Origin of the sequence: Nonlabens sp. SCSIO 43208 (assembly GCF_050703575.1) — a bacterium.
GTDB classification, from domain to species: Bacteria; Bacteroidota; Bacteroidia; order Flavobacteriales; family Flavobacteriaceae; genus Nonlabens; species Nonlabens tegetincola.
This window is the reverse complement of sequence record NZ_CP065365.1, coordinates 2,187,847-2,207,567: the sequence shown is the minus strand read 5'-3', so window position 1 is coordinate 2,207,567 and position 19,721 is coordinate 2,187,847. Positions and strand designations below refer to the sequence as shown.

Sequence of the window (19,721 nt, the reverse complement as noted above, 5' to 3'; positions counted from 1 at the left end):
ACATGCAATCAAGCCACAATTATATCTTATGAATATTTGTTTTATTATGTATCCATGGGAAGAAATCGTTCCTGAGACCGATAGTTCCCTTACCCTAATTCATGAATGTGTTAAAAGAGGTCATAAAGTGGCCATTGCAACGCCATCTAACCTAACAATACGTGGTAGTATAGCTTATGCTTTTTCTAAGGTTATACGTAAAATGGATAAAGTTCCTGCTCAAATGAAATCGTTTTATAAAAAAGCTGAGTTTAAAGAAAAAATGCTTCCTCTAGCTGGCTTTGATATAATCATGATGAGAGCAAATCCACCTCTTGATCCCATAGCCTTAAATTTTCTAGATAGTGTAAAGGAAGATGTCTTTATAGTAAACGATATTGAGGGATTGCGCGAGGCAAACAACAAATTGTACACTGCTTGTTTTGATGATCCAAACAATGAAATCATTCCAGTTACTCATGTTTCCAAAAACAAGAAGTACCTTAAAAGCGTGATTAAGGAAAATCCAAAGGACAAAATGATTATGAAACCTCTTAATGGCTATGGCGGAAGTGGTGTGATCATGATTGAAAAAAATGCAATGCAAAATGTTAACTCTTTGCTAGACTTTTATATTGATAATAAGGATGGAACCACTAATTATGTAATACTTCAAGATTATATTGAGGGAGCAGATAATGGCGATGTTCGTATATTGTTACTCAACGGTAAACCTATAGGTGCAGTAAAAAGAGTACCTAGTGGAGATGACCACAGATCTAATATAAGCGCAGGTGGTTCATTTCAAAAACATGCTCTCACAAAAGCAGAAAAGAATCTTTGCAATAAAATTGGTCCAAAATTAGTTAAGGATGGTCTTTATTTTGTTGGAATTGATGTGATCAATGGTATGCTGGTAGAAGTTAATGTAATGTCACCAGGTGGAATTTCGTACATTAATAAAGTCAACAAAACAAAATTGCAGGAAAAGGTAATCAACTATTTTGAAGAAGTAGTTGAAACCGAAAAAAAGGCTCAAGAACGTCGTAACAAACTCAAGTTATCTCTACAAGATGATTAAACTGAGTATTGAAGAAATCATAGAAAAAATTAGAAAGGAAGAAACCTTTCATGCGGCAGCATTTGATTATTCTTTTGTTGTTAAGATAGAAGATTATGTTCCTTTCTTTGCAGCAGCCGTTCATGATGGACATCATTTTGATGCTTCCTTATGGTCGCAATGCTTACACTCAGAATATGAGCGTTGGTATGAGGAAGATCCCGCGACAGGTCAAATGATTTCTGATACACCAATTACTCTTATAGGTTTAGACAGTAGGTTTGAGTACGATCTTAATCGAGCTCCAGATACTGCGATCTATGATTCTGCTTGGGGTAAAAAATTGTGGAGCACTCCGCTTTCGCGAAAGCAGAAAGAACAACAACTTCAAAAACACAACAACTTCTATAGAGTAGTTAAAGCTCTTTCTCATAAACTTGAAGAAATGTATCCTGCGGTTGTCGTTTATGACATGCACAGTTATAATTACAAGAGATGGGATAGAGAAGTTCCAGTGTTTAATATAGGTACTTCAAATGTAGATGAAGATAGATACAGAGTTGCTATAACTGAATGGCAAGAAATGTTAGATGACTTACCCTTACCAATAGATCAAGAGGTCAGGTGTAATATTAATGATGTTTTTCAAGGTAACGGATATTTCTTAAAATTTATAACCGCAAATACTCAAAATACACTAGTTCTAGCAACAGAAATTTCTAAAATCTATTGCAACGAACTCACAGGGCAATTATTTCCTGATGTTATTAAATCGGTTCAAGATCTTTTAAGATATTATATCAAATCTCATGCGCATAATTTTCAAACAACATATGGATTGAAATAAGTAAGAATGAATAGTGCATCAAATTCCATAATTGAAATAGATCGCAGTCTAGATAGGTTGATAGGTAAACTAGAATTACTAGCTTATATCAATCCACAGAATATTGCAAAAGAGAAGAAAACGTTTTTTCAGAAAAGATACAATTACGAACCCAATTTTAAATATCGTAAGATAAAATTTAATCCCTATAAACTACACAGACTATTTTTTAGTCAACGGTTGGAGCGTATTGACAACGAGATTATTAGGGATTTTTACAAAGATATCATTTACTATTACAGTGGTATGGTTGAATGTATCGAGACCATAGGAGATACAGGTAACAAATTTTATTATAACAGTTTGAGGTATTACGGTACGCCAACTGAAAAAATGGTAGAAAATGCTCGTTTTATACTTCACTATACCGATAATATTGAAGAGAATCAAAAAGAAGATGAGTTTCTCACAACGGAGGAAGCTATAAGTTTTTTTGAAGACTATAAAGTCAATTACAATTTTGACTTTACTATTAAGACAAGTAGTGCTATGAGCGCAAGTGCCATGGTCTCCAATATTGACCAGGCTTTAATACTGAAACGTAATTCTAAATTTAGTAAACACCAGCTTAATGTATTGGCTCACCATGAGATAGGAGTACATTTGGTAACTACTTTTAATGCATTGGAACAGCCATTAAAGGTCTTTAAGAACGGTTTTCCTAATAATGTTGAAACTCAAGAAGGGCTCGCTGTAATGGCAGAGTATATGACAAATAATCTTACAATCGATCGATTAAGAGAACTAGCCTATCGAGTAATAGCTGTAGACTCCTTACTTAAAGGATACACATTCACTGACACTTTTGACCTGCTTCATACTAAATACAAGTTAGATAGGGATAAAGCATTTGCTATCACTTTAAGAGTTCATCGTGGTGGTGGTTTTACTAAAGATGCTCTTTACTTATCAGGTTTAAAAAAGATTTATGACCTTTTTAAAGAGGATCAATCAATAGAACTACAATTGAGAGGTAAATGTTCCCTTGAGTATAGTGGTATAGTTCAGGAGCTAGAGCGTGAAGGACTCTCTATTCCTATTTCTTACGATTCATTGTCTTTAAAAAACAATTTGAATACGAATGAAACTTTAGATTTTATTCTGAAACATTTAAAATAGAAAATTTTAAAAGTAAATTTTAACAAATGAGCATTATTCATTCCTAGATAGTATTGAAATAACTTCCGAGAATTTCTTTGCTCTTGCATATTCCAATGCAGTTTTTCCCTCGTTATCTTTAATATCCTTTAAGGCTTGATTATCAATTAAAAATTGAACCATTTCAATATTATTATACAAGCTGGCAAAAATTAATGGAGTGTATCCTAAATTATTTGTAGCATTTATGTTGGCTCCATTTTCGATTAACAGTTTTGCAAGTGTCATATTTCCTTTGAACGCAACTCCTATGAGAGCAGTATTTCCTGATCCATCTCTTTGATCAATGACTGCATTGTGATCGATTAATATTTTAGAAATATCAACTCTATCAAAATAGGTGGCAAAAATAAGAGGTGTAAAACCTCTTGCATCTGTAGTATTTACAATTTCAGGTTGTCTTTTTAGTATTTCTAAAACTTGTACTAATTGGTTTTGTTGTATGGCAGTAAATAGGGTAGTAGTCATAGGGAATGAGTAAAAACGGGACTGGTATTAAATCCAAGTCCCGTTTTAGAATTTTTAATAATTTATACGTCAAATCTATCTAGATCCATAACTTTTGCCCATGCTTTTACAAAATCGTTTACAAACCTTTCCTCACCATCATTGGCTCCATAAACTTCACATACTGCTCTTAATTCAGTATTGGAACCAAAAATTAAGTCGGCTCTTGTAGCTTTGAATTTTAATTCACCTGTAGCTCGATCTCTTCCCTCAAAATGAGTTTCTTCTTCTGACGTTTCTTTCCAAGTATATCTCATGTCTAATAGAGTCTTGAAAAAGTCGTTAGATAAACTTCCTACATTTTCAGTAAAAACACCATAATCAGATTGATCATAATTTGCTCCTAGAACTCGCATTCCACCTACTAAAACAGTCATTTCAGGGACAGTAAGTGTTAATAGATTTGCTTTATCTACGAGAAGATTTTCAGCTTTTGCATCAACATTAGCATTTTTATAATTTCTAAAACCATCACCTGCTGGTTTTAAATAATTAAACTGTTCAATATCTGTCTGCTCTTGTAGTGCATCACCTCTTCCTTGAGTAAATGGTACTTCTACACTGTATCCTGCTTGGTGTGCGGCTTTTTCTATAGCTACATTTCCTGCAAGCACTATTAAATCTGCCAGAGACACTTCTCCATTAAAGGTTTCTTTTATTTTTTGATATACATCTAGAACCTTATTCAATTCACTAGGATTGTTCACTTTCCAGCTGCGTTGCGGCTGTAATGCAATTCTAGCACCATTTGCTCCACCTCGTTTATCAGAGTCTCTATATGTAGAGGCAGAAGCCCATGCTACTCTAACCATTTCTGAAATGGTTAATTCGCTGGATTCAATCATAGATTTTAGCGTATGAATATCGGTATCACTTAACTTGTAATCTACTTTAGGAATTGGATCTTGCCATAATAAATCTTCTTTCGGAATTTCTGGACCTATATAACGGTCTTTTGGTCCCATATCCCTGTGTGTAAGTTTAAACCACGCTTTCGCGAAAGCTTCTTCAAAGGCTTTATGATCTTCATAAAATCTTTTTGAAATCTTCAAGTATTCAGGGTCCTCTTTCAAAGCAATATCTGCCGTAGTCATCATGAGCGCTTGTTTCCCTTTACCGCCAGCAGTAGGTGCCATTCTTGCTTGGGATTCTTTTGTAGGAGTCCATTGATGCGCTCCTGCTGGACTTTTTGTAAGTTCCCAATCGTAGTTAAGTAAGACATCAAAATAGTCGGCATCCCATTGAGTTGGATTAGGTGTCCAGGCTCCTTCGATACCAGAAGTAATTACATCATCAAGTACACCAGATTGAAAAGTATTTTTCCATCCTGTGCTCATTTCGGCCATTGAAGCCCCATGAGGTTCCACACCTACGTATTGTCCTGGATCTGCAGCACCGTGAGCTTTACCAAATGTATGTCCACCAGCAACTAGAGCAACTGTTTCCTCATCGTTCATCGCCATACGGCCAAAAGTTTCTCTTACATCTTTTGCCGATCCTATAGGGTCTGGATTACCGTCTGGTCCTTCAGGATCTACATAGATCCAACCCATCATAACTGCGGCAAGTGGATCTTCTAGATCTCGTTTTAACGGATCTTTTTCTCCATCATATCGTGCTGCGTTTTCACCCCATTCTGTCTCGCTTCCCCAGTAAACATCCTGTTCTGGTTCGTAAATATCTTCTCTACCACCTGCATAACCAAAGGTTGGGAATCCCATTGATTCTAAAGCGACATTTCCTGCTAGAATCATAAGATCTGCCCATGAAAGTTTACTACCGTACTTTTGCTTTATAGGCCATAATAATAAACGCGCTTTATCTAGGTTTCCATTATCTGGCCAGCTATTAATTGGGGCAAAACGTTGATTACCTGTTGATGCGCCACCACGACCATCACCTACACGATAGGTACCAGCACTATGCCATGCCATTCTTATCATTAATCCGCCGTAGTGTCCATAATCTGCTGGCCACCAATCTTGAGAGTCTGTCATTAATTGTGTAAGGTCCTTTTTTAACTCGTCGTAATCAATGCTAGCAAATGCTTCGGCATAGTTAAAGTCTTCTCCTAATGGATTATGTTTAGGATCGTGTTGTCGTAATATATTTAATTTAAGTTCATTAGGCCACCAATCACGATTTTTTGTTCCATGACCAGCCGTTTGACTTTGATTCCCGCTTAAAAAGGGGCATTTTGAAGCATCGGAATCATTGATGTCAAAGGCTTCTCCATGTGGTTTGTTAGAGCTCATAGTTGTTTATTTTAGGTTATTAGTCGAAATTAAACTTGTTAAGTATGTTCTCAAAATTAGCTGTTATTACGCTACTTAGGATTAGATACAAATATTAATATCGTATTTAAAAATAAGAAAAAACTATTAAAGATTAAAATCACATAGCTTTAAGTAATTATTAAGAGATAGAATAAAGAAAGGGTGTACCTATTAGATACACCCTTTAAAATGATTATTCCAGTTCTTATTTGTAAGCAAAATATTGCTCTCTAGTTTCCATTATATTGTTTACATAAGATTTAAATGCAGCATATTCTTCCTTAGAAATATCGGCTGTGTCGGTTTCAGATATAATTTTGACCTCTACTTTATTTGCTGAAATCTTATTGAAAGTCATTGAATAACTATGATTTTTATAATTAAAAGACTTGTTTTCAGGTATTTCTATGAATTGCTTACCTGATGGAATTTCAATTAAAGTAGTTTCAATGTACTTATTAGCGTTCTCATAGTATTTATAAACTATGTCATGCTGTCTTTCATCTTTTTCTACAATTCCTTTGGTATACGGTTGAGAAAATAGAGGAATTTTAAATGTTTTTAAAGATCCTATTTTGGCCGGTTTAGCTTTTACTTCAACCTGTGCTTTTAAAATTGCTTTATTAGATTCATGCTCATAGTTTGCCGTAATTAATTCATTGAGTTTTATCTCTTCGTTTGATCTATTTTTAATGAAGCTTTCTAAATTCTCTTTTTTAAGTTTTTCACTTTCTTCATCTAATAAACTACGTAGATAAGAACTAGCACTACTTGAAACATCAGTTGTTATGGTTGCTTGATAATTATCATCTGTAACGGTAACTATGGCATCCGTAGTAACGATACTTGGTTCAAAATTTACTTCTTTAAGATTGAAAATGTCGTTAGTAGATCCAGTTGCGTTAAATGGAATTTCTAGTGCAATGGCCCCATCTAACGTCTCAGGAAAAGATTTAAATGGTAAGAACTTATCCGTTAATTCAATAAAATATTCTTCACCATCAATTTTTGACTTTACTATACAGTGATTGAAATCTCTTGAAGGTAATCTCAATGAATTCTCGCCGTAATCAGATGTCAAGATAAGAACTAAGTTGGCATCTAAATCAACTTGACTCGCAAGAGCCACAAATAGGGTAGAGAAGTCCTTACAATCACCCAGCTTTGAAGTAATTGTTTTTGAAGGCTTTTGAGGAACATAACCACTTTGCTTAAAACTTACATAACTGTAAGTAAACTCATCAGTAATAAAGTCGTATATAGTTTTTGCTTTTTGCTCATCAGTCAATCCTGCATGACCATTCGGGAAAATTTTTGCAATAACGTTTTTCACTTCGTCTTCTACTTCAATTTGACTTCTCACAAGATCAGAATACCAGTCTGATATTTCATTCCAATTTTTAATAGTACTTATATGAATTCTAGTCCCTATATCGGACATTGGCTTCATGTAGTCTTCTGAAGTTCCTATTCCAGGTACATTATTTGCTGTCCATTCATATCCTTTCATACCGTCAACCTCTATGTTTTTAAAGGTCATATTCCCATTAAGAACCTCATAGTTTAAAGGCTGATTATTTTCAGTTATGATTCTTAACGAATATTCCTTGATAGGGTGGTAACCTTGAGCAGAGAATACGTTATCATAATCTTTATAAAAGCGTCCATAGCTACCATATTCTGATTCATAGGATATATAAATAACATCTCCAATTTCAAGATTATTAAAAACCATGTTTGATCCACTGCGCTCTGCTTGTTCTACAGAACCATTAGGTTTCACAATCTCTGATTTATCGATATAATAATTACCATACAAGCCTAGATCGTATTCTTTCATTATTTCAATACCATTATCTGAGGTGATTTCATAAATGTAGTTAGCGTAAAAACGAGATCCGCCTCGTTCATAAAGCATGATTAAATTTTCATCAGAAAGAATAGTAAGGCCGTATTCATTTTCAGTGTTTTGTCCACGATTTGCCTCGATGAATTCATACCTATCTTTTTCCTTTACTATTTCAAATGGATCTTTCTTGTCTTTAAGATCAAAAATTTTGCGTCTTAAACTCAAGTTTGACGCACTGCGAGCCAATTTTTCTTCATACCATTTAAGGGCATTCTTTTTGTCATTCTTTTTTAGGTATATATCACCTTTCATTTCTCTTACTCGTAAAGCATAAGGGTAGTTTTCTAAAGCTTTATCAAGTATTTCCAATGATTCATCAAATTTTCCAAGATCATATTTAATTCGAGCTAATCGTTGAACATTAGCATTCATAAAGTCATAACGGCCTAAGTGCTTTGTCATGAATTTCTCATACTCTCTTTTACGACCAGATTGGTAGTAATGTGAACCTAGCTTATTCATTATTTGCCAGGTAAAGTAATCATCCTCAAGATTTTCTAATTGCTTTTCAAAAAGATTTTCATTTTTAAAAAGGGTTTTATAGAAATTGATAAAAGTAACCTTAGTGCTCAAACTAACTCTATCGCTACTTACGATTTGATCAATAACTGCTTTAGCTTTTAATGGTTCTTCTTTTCTTATCGCAAGAAAGAAGTCAGTTCCTAATCTAGTTTGTTCAAGTGTAGTAGCTTTCTTTACCTTTTTAATAAAAGTCTCGAAAGATTTCACGTCTTTCTTAAACAGCTTCTCTGTATCTAAAAACTCTAGAACTAAGGATTGATAATAATCTGAATCCTCTCTTTTAAGATCTTCAAGATATTGAAGCATTTTTTCATCTTTCTCATCATCGCCAAAAGCGTATGCTTCAATTAAATATACCTTGATAATAGTACTATTAGGATATTTCTCAATGTATGGCTCTAGAAAAGCTCTGGCTTTTTTAACTCGACCATTTCTTAAATAAGTACTGTATAAACTGAAGATATTGATAACATTATCCGGATTCTCTTGAATCTTATTTTCAAAAAAGCTTTCAAAAGGATGTGTAATTACCTCTGGATTTATATCTGATATGGTTTGTTTGGTATAAGATTTATTAGAAAGATCGCCATTAAGTGGAAGGATGTTATTCTCATCATCCATAAATCTTAACATGAAATAATTCGTATCACTAGAAGCCATTTTGATAAGAATTCTATTAACACCTTTCTTAAGTGATACTTTAAATCTGTTTGCATCCATTTCGGTTTGCACATCTTCATCACTTTCAAAAGCAAGTGCGTCATTCACAAAAACTTTGATCAAACCACCGCGTCCTAAAGACATAGTAACTCTTTGATCCTTATCAGAGTTTATGAAAGTTTGAGCATAGCTTACTTTATCACCATATTCATCATGATTTACAAAGAAGAAATAAGGTCGATCTTTAATTAAGTTAGGTTTATACCAATTAACTATTCCGTTACCTTTAGTATCAAAACCATTTGCTGAAACAGCTTGCAGTTCTGGCTCATACTGGATGTCCATACCACTTTCATTTAGGTTTTCAAAAGGTCCTACAAATTCCCAATTTTCTACTGTAGGAATAGATTGCTTAATATCTTGTCGATCATCAAATTCCTTTAAATTGTTTAAAACTAATGATTGGACATATTTGTAACCATCTCGTATGGTTACATCATTGGTATTAAGAGCTTTAATTTTTTTAAGTACTTTAAGTTTGGCTGGTGAAAATCCTTCATCTCTATAATCACCTAAAAATATATTTGAATCCCATCCAGCATATAGATAAGGTTCAAAACCTGGTAACTTTATAAAGCTTTCTAGAAACTCATATTCATTGTCGATTTGACCATTTTCTGTCTCGGTTAGTTTTCTTAGAAAAGCTTCCTCAATATTGTTCTTTTTAAGTTTTTTTGAGGTAGTGAGCGCTTTTGCTCGGTTGTTGTTTAAAAGTGATTTACTGGTTGATGTAATCGTTGGATTTTGAGCTAATGCTCCTTGGGCGACCATCAAGAATATGATGAGCGCAATTTGGAATGGTTTCCTCATGATTGGTTAAAATTTATTACTGAGGACAAAATAGAACAGAAATCTGTTTCTACCGTAATTTCTTACCTTCTAATTCAATGTAATAAGAGTTATTTAACAATTTTTTAAATCTTACATTTGCCGCGCCTTAAATCCAGATTACAATGTCTAAACTTGACGCCAAATTACTAAACAGAGCCAATCATAAATGCGAACTATGTTCCAGTGAACAGAATTTGGTTCAATTTAAAGTTGAAAATACTGGATTTGATCAGTTTGAAAATGAGGTGATAATCTGTTCAAATTGTGAAGAACAAATCAATGAGGTTATTCCTGTTGATGAAAATCATTGGAGATTATTAAATGATAGCATTTGGCATCCAGTAATTGCGATCCAAGTGTTGTCCTATCGTCTATTACATCAGTTTAATCAGTTTTCATGGACTCGCGATTTGATAGAAATGATGTATATGGAAGAAGAAGTAAAAAATTGGGCAGATTCTGGATTAATTAAAACACCGCAAATAGTACATAAAGACTGTAATGGTAACGTTTTAAAAAAAGGTGATAGCGTTGTTTTAATAAAGGATCTAGATGTAAAAGGAACTAGTTTTGTTGCAAAGCGAGGAACCGCAGTTCATAATATTAATTTGGATCATGAAAACGAAAGTCACATTGAAGGTAGAGTGAATAGTCAATACATTGTTATTCTCACTCAATATGTGAAAAAGACTAAATAAACAGTTTCATTTGACCTGTATCACTATTTTTCCTTTCTAGGTCTATCAAATACCTCTTAGCTTTTAAGCCACCAGCATATCCCGTAAGACTGCCGTCTGCGCCAACTACTCGATGACAAGGTACAATTATGGAAAGCGCGTTAGCACCATTTGCAGCGGCTACGGCTCTTATTGCTTTTTGTTGATTACGCTTTCGCGAAAGCGCACCATAAGAAATAACCTCGCCATATTCTAGGTCCAGTAATGTATTCCAAATGTCTTTTTGAAAATTGGTTCCTGCTAATAATATAGGAATTGTGAACTTTTTTAATCCTTTATTAAAATAATCCTCGAGTTGCTGGAAAATGGTTTGATGGAATCTCGTTTTCTTATACTCAAGGCTTGCATTAAAATATTGAGTCAATCGATGATCGATTTGATCTCGTTGCTTTCTATACTTCCAATCGCACAACACTAGATGATCGTCAAAAGTTCCAATTAAAAGAATTCCTACTGGACTGGAATAGGGTGCAACGAGTATGTGATTACTCATATCGCAGTGATTCAATAGGATCTAACCTTGCTGCTTTTATTGCAGGAAAAAGTCCAGAAAGAATAGCGATTAAAATAGAAACGATGGTTGCATAAATGATCGGGTAAACCGGAATTTCAAATGGAATCTTAAAGGCAAAGGTAGACATGGAGTAACCTATGAGCATACCTAATAAGATTCCTGTTATACTACCATATTGACTGATAAGAAAGGTCTCAATAAAAAACTGCCAAGAAATTGTACTGCGTCTAGCTCCTAGTGCTTTACGCACACCTATTTCTCTAGTTCTCTCTGTTACAGAAACTAGCATGATGTTCATTAAAGCAATACTTGAACCAAAAATCGTAATAATCGAAATAAAGAAGGCTGCAAATCCTAGTGCTCCTGATATCTCATTGAAGGAAGCTAGAAAACTATCACTGCGTACTATCCCAAAATTATTTTCTTGAACGGGTGTTAGGTTTCTTATACTGCGCATGAGTATGGTAGCTTTATCTTGAGCTTTATCCATATAATTTGCATCAAACACCTTTACACTCACGTTATAATTGATATTAGGCGACGTATAAATTGATCTCGCCATACCTATTGGAATTAAGACTCTAAGATCCTGATTGTTTCCAAAAGTGGCTCCTTTTTCCTTGAGCATTCCAATAACCGTAAACTTATTGCCACGTATGGATAACTGTTGACCTATAGGATTTAATCCTTGAAAGAGAGCATCTTCCATATCACTACCTATCAAACAAACCCTTGCATTTTTTTGAATATCGATAGAAGTAAAGGGTCTACCTTGCCCTAATTCTATACCTGCATTTTCTACATAATGTTCATTTACTCCAGCTACAATTACTTTAGGTTTTGTTTTACGATCCTCGCTTTTTATTTCGGCTTGGCTCGTAGCCTGAAAGGAAACACCTACTTGAGTCAATGGATCCACATAACGCTCTTCAAATTCTTTAACTTGGGAATAGGAGATTATAGGATTAACCTGTGTGCGTTTTCCACCACCTCGACTTCTGAATCCTAATTCATATTGCTGGATATTAAACGTATTGGCACCGATTCCTTCAAAGCCATTAGTAATAGTAGTTTTAAGAGCGTTAACAGAGCTTAGAATACCCACAAGAGCAGTTATTCCTATGGCGATTATTAATACGGTGAGCACGGTACGCAGCAACTGCCCTTTAATACTCTGCTGTGCAATACTGATATTCTGTCGGAATAATTTGAACATGTCAATAGGACTACATAAAGAGTGAAAAGTTACGAGATTCGGTTAAAAAAGTTGCAAAGACTTAAGATGACTTTATGAACACGGTATATACACAGTATATTTGCACTCAGAAAAAAAATTATGGCACAGAAACCTTCTACTCCTAAAGGAACCAGAGATTTTAATCCGTTGCAAGTACAACGTAGAAATTATATTATTCAAACCATAAAAAGACATTTTGAATTGTATGGTTTTATGCCTATTGAAACTCCTAGCTTTGAGAACTTATCCACATTAATGGGTAAATATGGAGAAGAAGGAGATCGATTGATTTTTAAGATCCTTAATAACGGAGATTATTTGGATAAGGTAGATGAAGACTTATTGAATAATAAGGATTCAAATGCTATGATTTCACAGTTAAGTGATCGTGCGCTCAAGTATGATCTTACCGTACCATTTGCTAGGTATGTAGTGCAACATCAAAACGATATTACATTTCCCTTTAAAAGGTACCAAATTCAAAACGTATGGCGTGCAGACAGACCTCAAAAAGGTAGGTATCGTGAATTCACGCAGTGTGATGCCGATGTTGTAGGTAGTAATTCTTTATTACAGGAAGTTGATTTTATTAAGTTATACGACGATGTTTTTACTAGCCTACAAGTTAATGGTGTTACCATTAAAATAAACAATCGAAAAATCTTAGCCGGCCTTGCAGAAATCATAGGTGCGGCAGATCAATTGATTCCCTTTACTGTTGCACTCGATAAGTTGGATAAAATAGGAGAGGAGCGTGTTAAACAAGAAATGCAAGAACGAGGAATTTCATCTACAGCCCTAGAAAAACTTCAACCAGTATTTACACTTACAGGAAGTTATGAGGAAAAACTAGAAGCGATGAAAGGGTTATTATCAAGTTCTGAAATAGGAATGAAAGGAATTGAAGAACTTGAATTTATAAATCAATCCTTAAAGTCAAATCAGTTAAAAACCGCAACTCTAGATTTAGATATCACATTGGCTCGTGGTTTAAATTACTATACGGGTTGCATTTTTGAAGTTGCTGCTCCAGACAGTGTTAAGATAGGAAGCATCGGTGGTGGTGGTAGATATGATGATTTGACCAGTATTTTTGGATTAAAGGATGTAAGTGGTGTAGGAATAAGTTTTGGATTAGATCGAATTTACTTGGTTTTAGAAGAACTTAATTTGTTCCCAGACTCTGTTAGGGCTGGTGTAGATGTTTTATTTATCAATTTTGGAGAGATGGAAGCTGCACATTGTTCTGGGTGGTTGTCTCGCTTTCGCGAAAGCGGAATTAAAACAGAATTATATCCAGACGCTGCAAAAATGAAAAAGCAAATGAGTTATGCAGATAAAAATAACATTCCCTATGTGATTTTGGCAGGGGAAAATGAAATCGCTACTGGTAAACTTACCCTTAAAAATATGATAGAAGGTAGTCAAGAATCACTAACTATTGATGAGATCATTGCTAGATTAAGTTAGTCTTACGAAACATATAAAACGAAAAAGCGGCTTAATTACTAAGCCGCTTTTTTCTTTATTGATGGTTGTACAATTATTTGATAATCACTTTTTCAGTATGATTACCTCTGTTAGTATTCATATTTAGTATATAAGTACCTGCTGCATATGAATCCGTGTTTAGAGTAGTTAACTCATTGTTTTCATCATTCTGTACCGATACAACTACCTGACCAAGCATATTTACTAAAGAAAGTTGTTCTACCAATAGACCATTACTTGTTTGAATATTTAAAGTTTGGTTTTCTTGTGGTTGATATACAACCATATCGTTTGAAACTGCTGCCGTATCGTTAGATAGGGTAGAAGGGTCATTGAATACTATGGAAAATCTTCCATTTTGATTACCTGCATTAAGAACTGGACTTGTATAATCTCCATTCATAAGATTGGTATAGGTTCCTAATACAGCGTCCTTCACATAAATAACTTGACTAGTAGGAACATTTTCTATCGCATCTAAACCTATAACAAAACTGTCAGTACTTGATAATTTAATATTTAAAGGTAGTTCAACACCGTTGTCAATTGATGGAATTCCTTGTATACTTAATTTGTCTCCATTAAGATCAAATGACATATCTTCAAATTGAGTGTCTTGTTGTATACCATCAAAAGCTCTGTCAAAACCAGAAGTACTAGCAGGATCGATAGCAAGAAGTATTTGTCTGTGAATTCCACCTGCACCATCAAAACCAATTCTGAACTTCATTCGAGTATCGCTATCTGTGTTGTACTCATTATTTCCTTGTGCAACAGCACCACTACCTGGAGCAGCTACAAAAATACTGTTCCCAGAATTTTCTTTTACAAATTGTCTTTGATCATTTTCAAAGCGTATTGTCCCGTTAGAAACACCTCTTACAAAGAATCCTTGTGCTACAGGTACGAAACGTTCTGGTCTTTTGGTAGGTGTTCCTCCTGAATTTACTAAAGGATTTGATGTACCCAGTGTTGCATTTGGCACTCCACCTGAATAATTATACATGGCATAACCACCTTGGTATTGTTGGAGTACGTGACTATTACCACCCCAATGTTCCCAAAAGTATAATGTACCGTCTAAATTAGGATTGTCCTCAATAAATTCATGAGCATCTAGGGCACTAGGATATGGATTACCTACTAGGTAATCATTACCTGCATTGATAGGTAATGTAATATCACCATTATTAGGCTTTCCAACAAAAACATAATTTTGATCACTAGTTGATGCACCAGTTCCTTTCATTGTAAAACCTTCACCTGCTTGCATGCTACCATTAGGACCTACATATTGCCAAGCACTATATGTATTTTGGGCTAGATTATTATACTTGTATAACCAACGACCTGATATGGTAGCAGCAGTTGTTGCATCACCAGGAGCACCATCGCGAACAGATCTAGCAGTAAAGTTTAAATCTCTAGGATTTTCTACGATAGTTCCATCTTTAAGCTCTCCTGCAATCGTGTAACCATGGTTTATGGTAGTATTATTTATTGAACTTACTGGAGATGACCAATAATTGTAGTCAAATTGAACATTAGTACCTTGTTGGTCACGCTCTAGATTTCCAGTACTGGTAGGTTCTAAATCACTGTCAACAGTCTGTATAAGTTGTGATTCTCCTTTCAAATCTATAGTACCATCTATTTCTAAATGATGGGTAACAGTAAGTCCATGATCATTCTCAACATCTAATTGATTATTAAGTACAAACAAACCTAAAAGTGTAGCATCTGTATTCAGAATTTCAACATCATGTGTGGTTTCAACTATATTCCAGTCAACCTTGTGTACTATGCCATTTACAACTCGAGTACTTCCTGGAGTAAATAATAAGGAACCATTTTCCCATGTAGAATTATTTTCCCATTCTCCATTTGTATTTGATTTGTATGGTAGAGGTGCAGTTTGAACCCTAAGGTCGTAATAGTTTTCATTGGCCATTCTACCATAACCTCTATTTGTTGATTGATCATTTAATGCTGTACCTATAAAGCTATTCATGCTGTAGTACGCTTTAAGTTCTGACCAATCCACCGTGTTTATTTCATTCTTTGTAACGGTAAAAGGAATTACAGTACCAGCCACAAGGTCAGTGTTGTTTTCCAACTCTTGATTCATAATATATCTGATCTGATTTTGAGAAAGCGCAATATCCCACATTCTAATTTCATCAACTTCACCTGCCCAGTGATCATAAGTAGAACCATCTTCATGTACGCGAGCTCCTATTGCCAGTACATTACTATCCGCCACTGGAGTAGTTACCGCAGCTGTATTATCAAGAATACCATCTATATAAATACTTACGTCAGAACCGTCATAGGTTACAGCGATATGTTGCCATGCATTGTCATTAATTGCTGTATTAGAAACTATTCTTTGTTGGGATGGATTGTACCAAACAACTCGTATACGATTATCCGGTCTCAAAGAAAGTTGGAATCCGCTAGTACCTTCACGTTTAGCAACAATAGTTCTATGATTACCTAAATCGTTACTACCGGCACTTAAAACCCATGCACTAGCAGAAAATGTACTACCTAATCCAGTACCATTATCAATAATTATGTGATCATCAACACCATCAAACACAACTGATCTATCTTCAAATTCAACATAGGAAACACCTATTGAAAAATACTTAGTGCCATCAAAATCATATTGAGTCCTTTGGTAGGCACCATCTTCCCAGAAAAATCTTGTTTCGAAATTAGTGGTAAAGTTAGGATCATCTGCAACTAATAAAACGTATTCCATATCAGTTGTTAGAGCTGGTAAACCGGAAAGGTCACTTGTAGCAACTCTAATTCCAGTTACTGGAATATCAGTTGCCACTTCATTGATTTTCCACACTCGATTCATTCTCTGAACTCTCGTATTTACCGCATCTGTAATACCTAAATCATGACTTATATCTCCACTTCTCAAATTAGTGTCTTGACCATTATGACCCCAAATTAGAAAGTCTTGATCATTATTGAAGTTTTGACTGTTATCTGTTCCTATATCTTCTACATTATTTAATCCTATAGCAACAATGCTTGTGGAGTTTTCACTTTTAGATTGTTTTTGAGTAAGTTCAGATTTATCATCTCTTCCGATACCAGCCACATCCCAATTGTAACCAGAATTACTTGCATAATCCCAAATAACAGCATCATCACTATTTAAATAATCCCAATCTGCTTGATGATCATCACTAGTACTTGATGGGTTTTTAAGAGAAACACCGTTTTTAATAGCTAAGTAGGAATAAATACGTTGTTGTACAGCCGAACTAAGTCTATTTCTATAACTAAAAACTTCAGTGATTTGTCCATCTAAATGTGTATCAAATGGCAATCCATTCATTTCATATCTTCCTGCAGCTAAATAAAAAGGCTTGTTTTCAAATTCTTTAAAATTTAATGTTTGCCCACTTACTGTGGTTGTTCCAGTAACGTTATCAACTTTTCTTCCATTAATATATATTTCAGTACCACTATCAGAAGGGTTGTTTTTTACATTGATAATATGTACATCATCAAAAGTTCTAGTTGGATTTGAATACGCACGACCATAACTGTATTCATTAGCATCATTTTCAGATACAGTACTTACATTGTGTGCTAATACCTCATTGTTGTATCTAGCACTTGTAGGTCCCCAACCTAGACCACTTGGATCCTTTGCAGGGTTAATAGGAGCAGCCTTAGCTCCTAAAAGCATAGTTTCATTGGATATACTACCTGACATATCTAAACTACTTCTAACAACAATCCAGTATTCGTCAGAATTGAAACCTCCTTTACCTCTCATATGTTGTTTTGCAGAACGATCAAAACTAACTGTAGGATTAAAATTGATGTTTTCAACTGGATTATTGGCAAAATTAGGGGCATCGGAAGGATTTTCAAATGCATCATTATCTAGAGCTTGATCTTCCCAAACAGTAAGTAAATCGCCATCAGTTGCTGGAATATCTTGAGAACGTAACCATAGCGATAAATTATCATCAACATCGGCTGGACCATCTGGAGCAACCATAGGTGTTAAAGGAGTACCTGTAATGATGATATTATCGAATAATACTCCATCATCTCTTGTATTGTCTCCATCTGATCTAAAAACTATTCTAAATCTAACAGTTGGATTGTTATTTAAAACGGCTGGTAAACTGTGAGTAGCCTCTTCAAATCTACTTAGAGAAGGATCAAGTACAGAGTTGTCAAGCGCCCAAGCATCAGCTCCATTAGCAAAACCATCTACATCGGTTTCATTATACCAGTTTTCTCCTGAGCCTACACTTCCTAACACATTCCATGTAGTTCCACCGTTTGCACTATATTCAACACGCATACCATCATCATTGTCATTGGTATTTGTTCTAAAATCAATTTTAAAATTCATGTCTACCCATCCTATAGTAGAGATAATAGGACTAGTGATACGAGCGTTTGCATTACTAGGATAATTATTAAAATTATCTGTGTACCAGTAATCACCTTCACCTTTTTCACCAGTGTCACCTTCATTTCCTAATGTCCAAACAGTACCACCTGTATTACTGCTCCATCCAGCAGGTCCATTGTCAAAATTCTCATAATACAATGTATTTTCTGCTGCTACAGATTCACCCGTAATATTAAACACATAAGGATTTTCATCAGCATCATCATTAGTGATGGTAAGTGTGGCATTACTTATACCATAAGTTGCTCTAGAGAAAGAAACATCAAAAGTGGAGCTTGAATTTCCTGGTATTATTGCATTTGGTTGATTATCAATGCTAAAATCTGCAGCATTTACCCCAGATAAAGAAACTGAATTGGCTCCTAGATTTAGGTCAACCACTCCTAAGTTTTGAACAGTAAAGGTTCTTGTTATTGTTCCATTATCTACAACTGTACCGAAGTCAGTACCGTCTGTTAAACTAGGTGTGGTGTCGTTATTTACAATATCATTACCTAACCCTTGAATATTAATTTCTTGCGTGGTACTACCACAGGTTCCTCCACCGCCGCTAACAGTAAAATTATAACTGCTACCTGATGCTCCTCCAGGTAAGTTTTGATCAAAAACAACAGATCCTCCGCTAGTAATTCGGATATACCCTGAACCATTCCATCCATCATTATATCTATCCCACAACCTAGCTCGATAAGTACCGTTAGGTAAACATCCTAGATCTATTGTTGTAGAATAAGCAACAGAACTACCATTATAACAATTAGTTGGATTACAAATTCTAATTATTTCGTTACCTGCATTGTCATATATGATGACATAGTTTTCACCAGACCATTGTGGCCAGTTAATTTCTACATCTACTTGACTAGTTTGACTAATTGAATAAAAACCTATGAATATGATTATTAGGGTTAACCAATTCATTTTAATCGTAGGGGTAATGTTTTTCATACTAACATTTTTTAATATCCGGACTAAAACTATATCCGTTTAACGATAAAAAAATGTTTTTAAACGATAAATCGGTAAAATACAGATTAAATATGCATTTAATCGATATAATTAACCTTAGTTACAATTACTATTTTGAAATAATTGGAGATTATTAACAATTGATAATAATTCGTTATTTATGTATTCTATATATAATAATAAATCCTTAGGAAAAATAAATGCGTGAGAATTTCTAGGGTTAGGGTATGATTATTAAAAAATCAAACTCCGAAGATTACAAATAAAAAAACCGTTTCCTTAGGAAACGGTTTTTAAAGTAGCGTGGGGCGGGCTCGAACCGCCGACCTCAGCATTATGAGTGCTGCGCTCTAACCAGCTGAGCTACCACGCCGTGATTCTGGTTTAGCGGCTGCAAATATACTGTTATTTATTATTCTATTCCAAAGCTTTTTTAGATTTAATTTTCTTCTTAAAAATTTTA

11 protein-coding genes and 1 tRNA gene are annotated in these 19,721 nt (G+C 34.6%); 5 read left to right on the top strand and 7 right to left on the bottom strand.

Translation table 11 applies throughout. From position 1 onward, the window contains the following. The first annotated feature begins 28 nt into the window (after positions 1 to 28). The 3 genes from gshB to I5168_RS10160 are packed head-to-tail and all read left to right on the top strand — an operon-like array spanning position 29 to position 3,044. A complete protein-coding gene (gshB, locus tag I5168_RS10170) occupies positions 29 to 1,060 on the top strand; it encodes a glutathione synthase (RefSeq protein WP_082586866.1) in 1,032 nt (343 codons plus the stop codon). Then, a complete protein-coding gene (locus I5168_RS10165; protein ID WP_431471690.1) occupies positions 1,053 to 1,886 on the top strand; it encodes an N-formylglutamate amidohydrolase in 834 nt (277 codons plus the stop codon). Before gshB ends, I5168_RS10165 begins: the two co-directional genes overlap by 8 nt. Positions 1,887 to 1,892: 6 nt before the next feature. Beyond that, positions 1,893 to 3,044, top strand: a complete 1,152-nt coding sequence (locus I5168_RS10160; RefSeq protein ID WP_167341976.1) for a flavohemoglobin expression-modulating QEGLA motif protein — start codon at positions 1,893 to 1,895, stop codon at positions 3,042 to 3,044. A 33-nt stretch (positions 3,045 to 3,077) separates the two neighbouring features. Here the strand turns inward: I5168_RS10160 and I5168_RS10155 are convergent, their stop codons facing one another. From I5168_RS10155 to I5168_RS10145, 3 genes are all read right to left on the bottom strand, one after another. Next, positions 3,078 to 3,551 (bottom strand): ankyrin repeat domain-containing protein, encoded by a 474-nt coding sequence (locus I5168_RS10155; protein ID WP_431471689.1) that lies wholly within the window; start codon positions 3,549 to 3,551, stop codon positions 3,078 to 3,080. 62 nt (positions 3,552 to 3,613) lie between these two features. Beyond that, entirely contained in the window at positions 3,614 to 5,845 is a 2,232-nt protein-coding gene (gene katG / locus I5168_RS10150; RefSeq protein WP_431471688.1) for a catalase/peroxidase HPI, read from the bottom strand. Between the two features lie 226 nt (positions 5,846 to 6,071). Beyond that, on the bottom strand, positions 6,072 to 9,827 hold the full coding sequence (locus I5168_RS10145) for a tetratricopeptide repeat protein (RefSeq protein ID WP_431471687.1): 3,756 nt from the start codon (positions 9,825 to 9,827) through the stop codon (positions 6,072 to 6,074). Positions 9,828 to 9,970: 143 nt separating this feature from the next. Here I5168_RS10145 and I5168_RS10140 point away from each other — a divergent pair, with 143 nt between their 5' ends. Then, positions 9,971 to 10,546 carry a PhnA domain-containing protein gene (locus I5168_RS10140; RefSeq protein ID WP_431471686.1) on the top strand — a complete coding sequence of 192 codons (576 nt, stop codon included), beginning with the start codon at positions 9,971 to 9,973 and terminating at the stop codon, positions 10,544 to 10,546. On the opposite strand, the gene I5168_RS10135 is transcribed toward I5168_RS10140, so the two are convergent. Then, a complete protein-coding gene (locus I5168_RS10135) occupies positions 10,539 to 11,078 on the bottom strand; it encodes a methylated-DNA--[protein]-cysteine S-methyltransferase (protein ID WP_167341981.1) in 540 nt (179 codons plus the stop codon). The genes I5168_RS10140 and I5168_RS10135 overlap by 8 nt on opposite strands. Then, positions 11,071 to 12,315, bottom strand: a complete 1,245-nt coding sequence (locus tag I5168_RS10130) for an ABC transporter permease (protein ID WP_431471685.1) — start codon at positions 12,313 to 12,315, stop codon at positions 11,071 to 11,073. The genes I5168_RS10135 and I5168_RS10130 overlap by 8 nt, the downstream gene beginning before the upstream one ends. Positions 12,316 to 12,435: 120 nt before the next feature. Between I5168_RS10130 and hisS the strand changes: the two genes are divergently transcribed. Then, positions 12,436 to 13,806 carry a histidine--tRNA ligase gene (gene hisS / locus I5168_RS10125; RefSeq protein ID WP_431471684.1) on the top strand — a complete coding sequence of 457 codons (1,371 nt, stop codon included), beginning with the start codon at positions 12,436 to 12,438 and terminating at the stop codon, positions 13,804 to 13,806. Positions 13,807 to 13,879: 73 nt separating this feature from the next. Here hisS and I5168_RS10120 read toward each other — a convergent pair whose 3' ends face one another. Both I5168_RS10120 and I5168_RS10115 read right to left on the bottom strand, forming a co-directional pair. After that, positions 13,880 to 19,237 (bottom strand): LamG-like jellyroll fold domain-containing protein, encoded by a 5,358-nt coding sequence (locus I5168_RS10120; protein ID WP_431471683.1) that lies wholly within the window; start codon positions 19,235 to 19,237, stop codon positions 13,880 to 13,882. 320 nt (positions 19,238 to 19,557) lie between these two features. Next, positions 19,558 to 19,631: transfer RNA gene (locus I5168_RS10115), tRNA-Met, on the bottom strand. Between the last annotated feature and the right edge of the window lie 90 nt (positions 19,632 to 19,721).

Coding starts and splice junctions, on each gene's coding strand:
- gshB (WP_082586866.1), top strand. CDS start 29: ATGAATATTTGTTTTATTATGTATCCATGGGAAGAAATCGTTCCTGAG.
- I5168_RS10165 (WP_431471690.1), top strand. CDS start 1,053: ATGATTAAACTGAGTATTGAAGAAATCATAGAAAAAATTAGAAAGGAA.
- I5168_RS10160 (WP_167341976.1), top strand. CDS start 1,893: ATGAATAGTGCATCAAATTCCATAATTGAAATAGATCGCAGTCTAGAT.
- I5168_RS10155 (WP_431471689.1), bottom strand. CDS start 3,551: ATGACTACTACCCTATTTACTGCCATACAACAAAACCAATTAGTACAA.
- katG (WP_431471688.1), bottom strand. CDS start 5,845: ATGAGCTCTAACAAACCACATGGAGAAGCCTTTGACATCAATGATTCC.
- I5168_RS10145 (WP_431471687.1), bottom strand. CDS start 9,827: ATGAGGAAACCATTCCAAATTGCGCTCATCATATTCTTGATGGTCGCC.
- I5168_RS10140 (WP_431471686.1), top strand. CDS start 9,971: ATGTCTAAACTTGACGCCAAATTACTAAACAGAGCCAATCATAAATGC.
- I5168_RS10135 (WP_167341981.1), bottom strand. CDS start 11,078: ATGAGTAATCACATACTCGTTGCACCCTATTCCAGTCCAGTAGGAATT.
- I5168_RS10130 (WP_431471685.1), bottom strand. CDS start 12,315: ATGTTCAAATTATTCCGACAGAATATCAGTATTGCACAGCAGAGTATT.
- hisS (WP_431471684.1), top strand. CDS start 12,436: ATGGCACAGAAACCTTCTACTCCTAAAGGAACCAGAGATTTTAATCCG.
- I5168_RS10120 (WP_431471683.1), bottom strand. CDS start 19,237: ATGAAAAACATTACCCCTACGATTAAAATGAATTGGTTAACCCTAATA.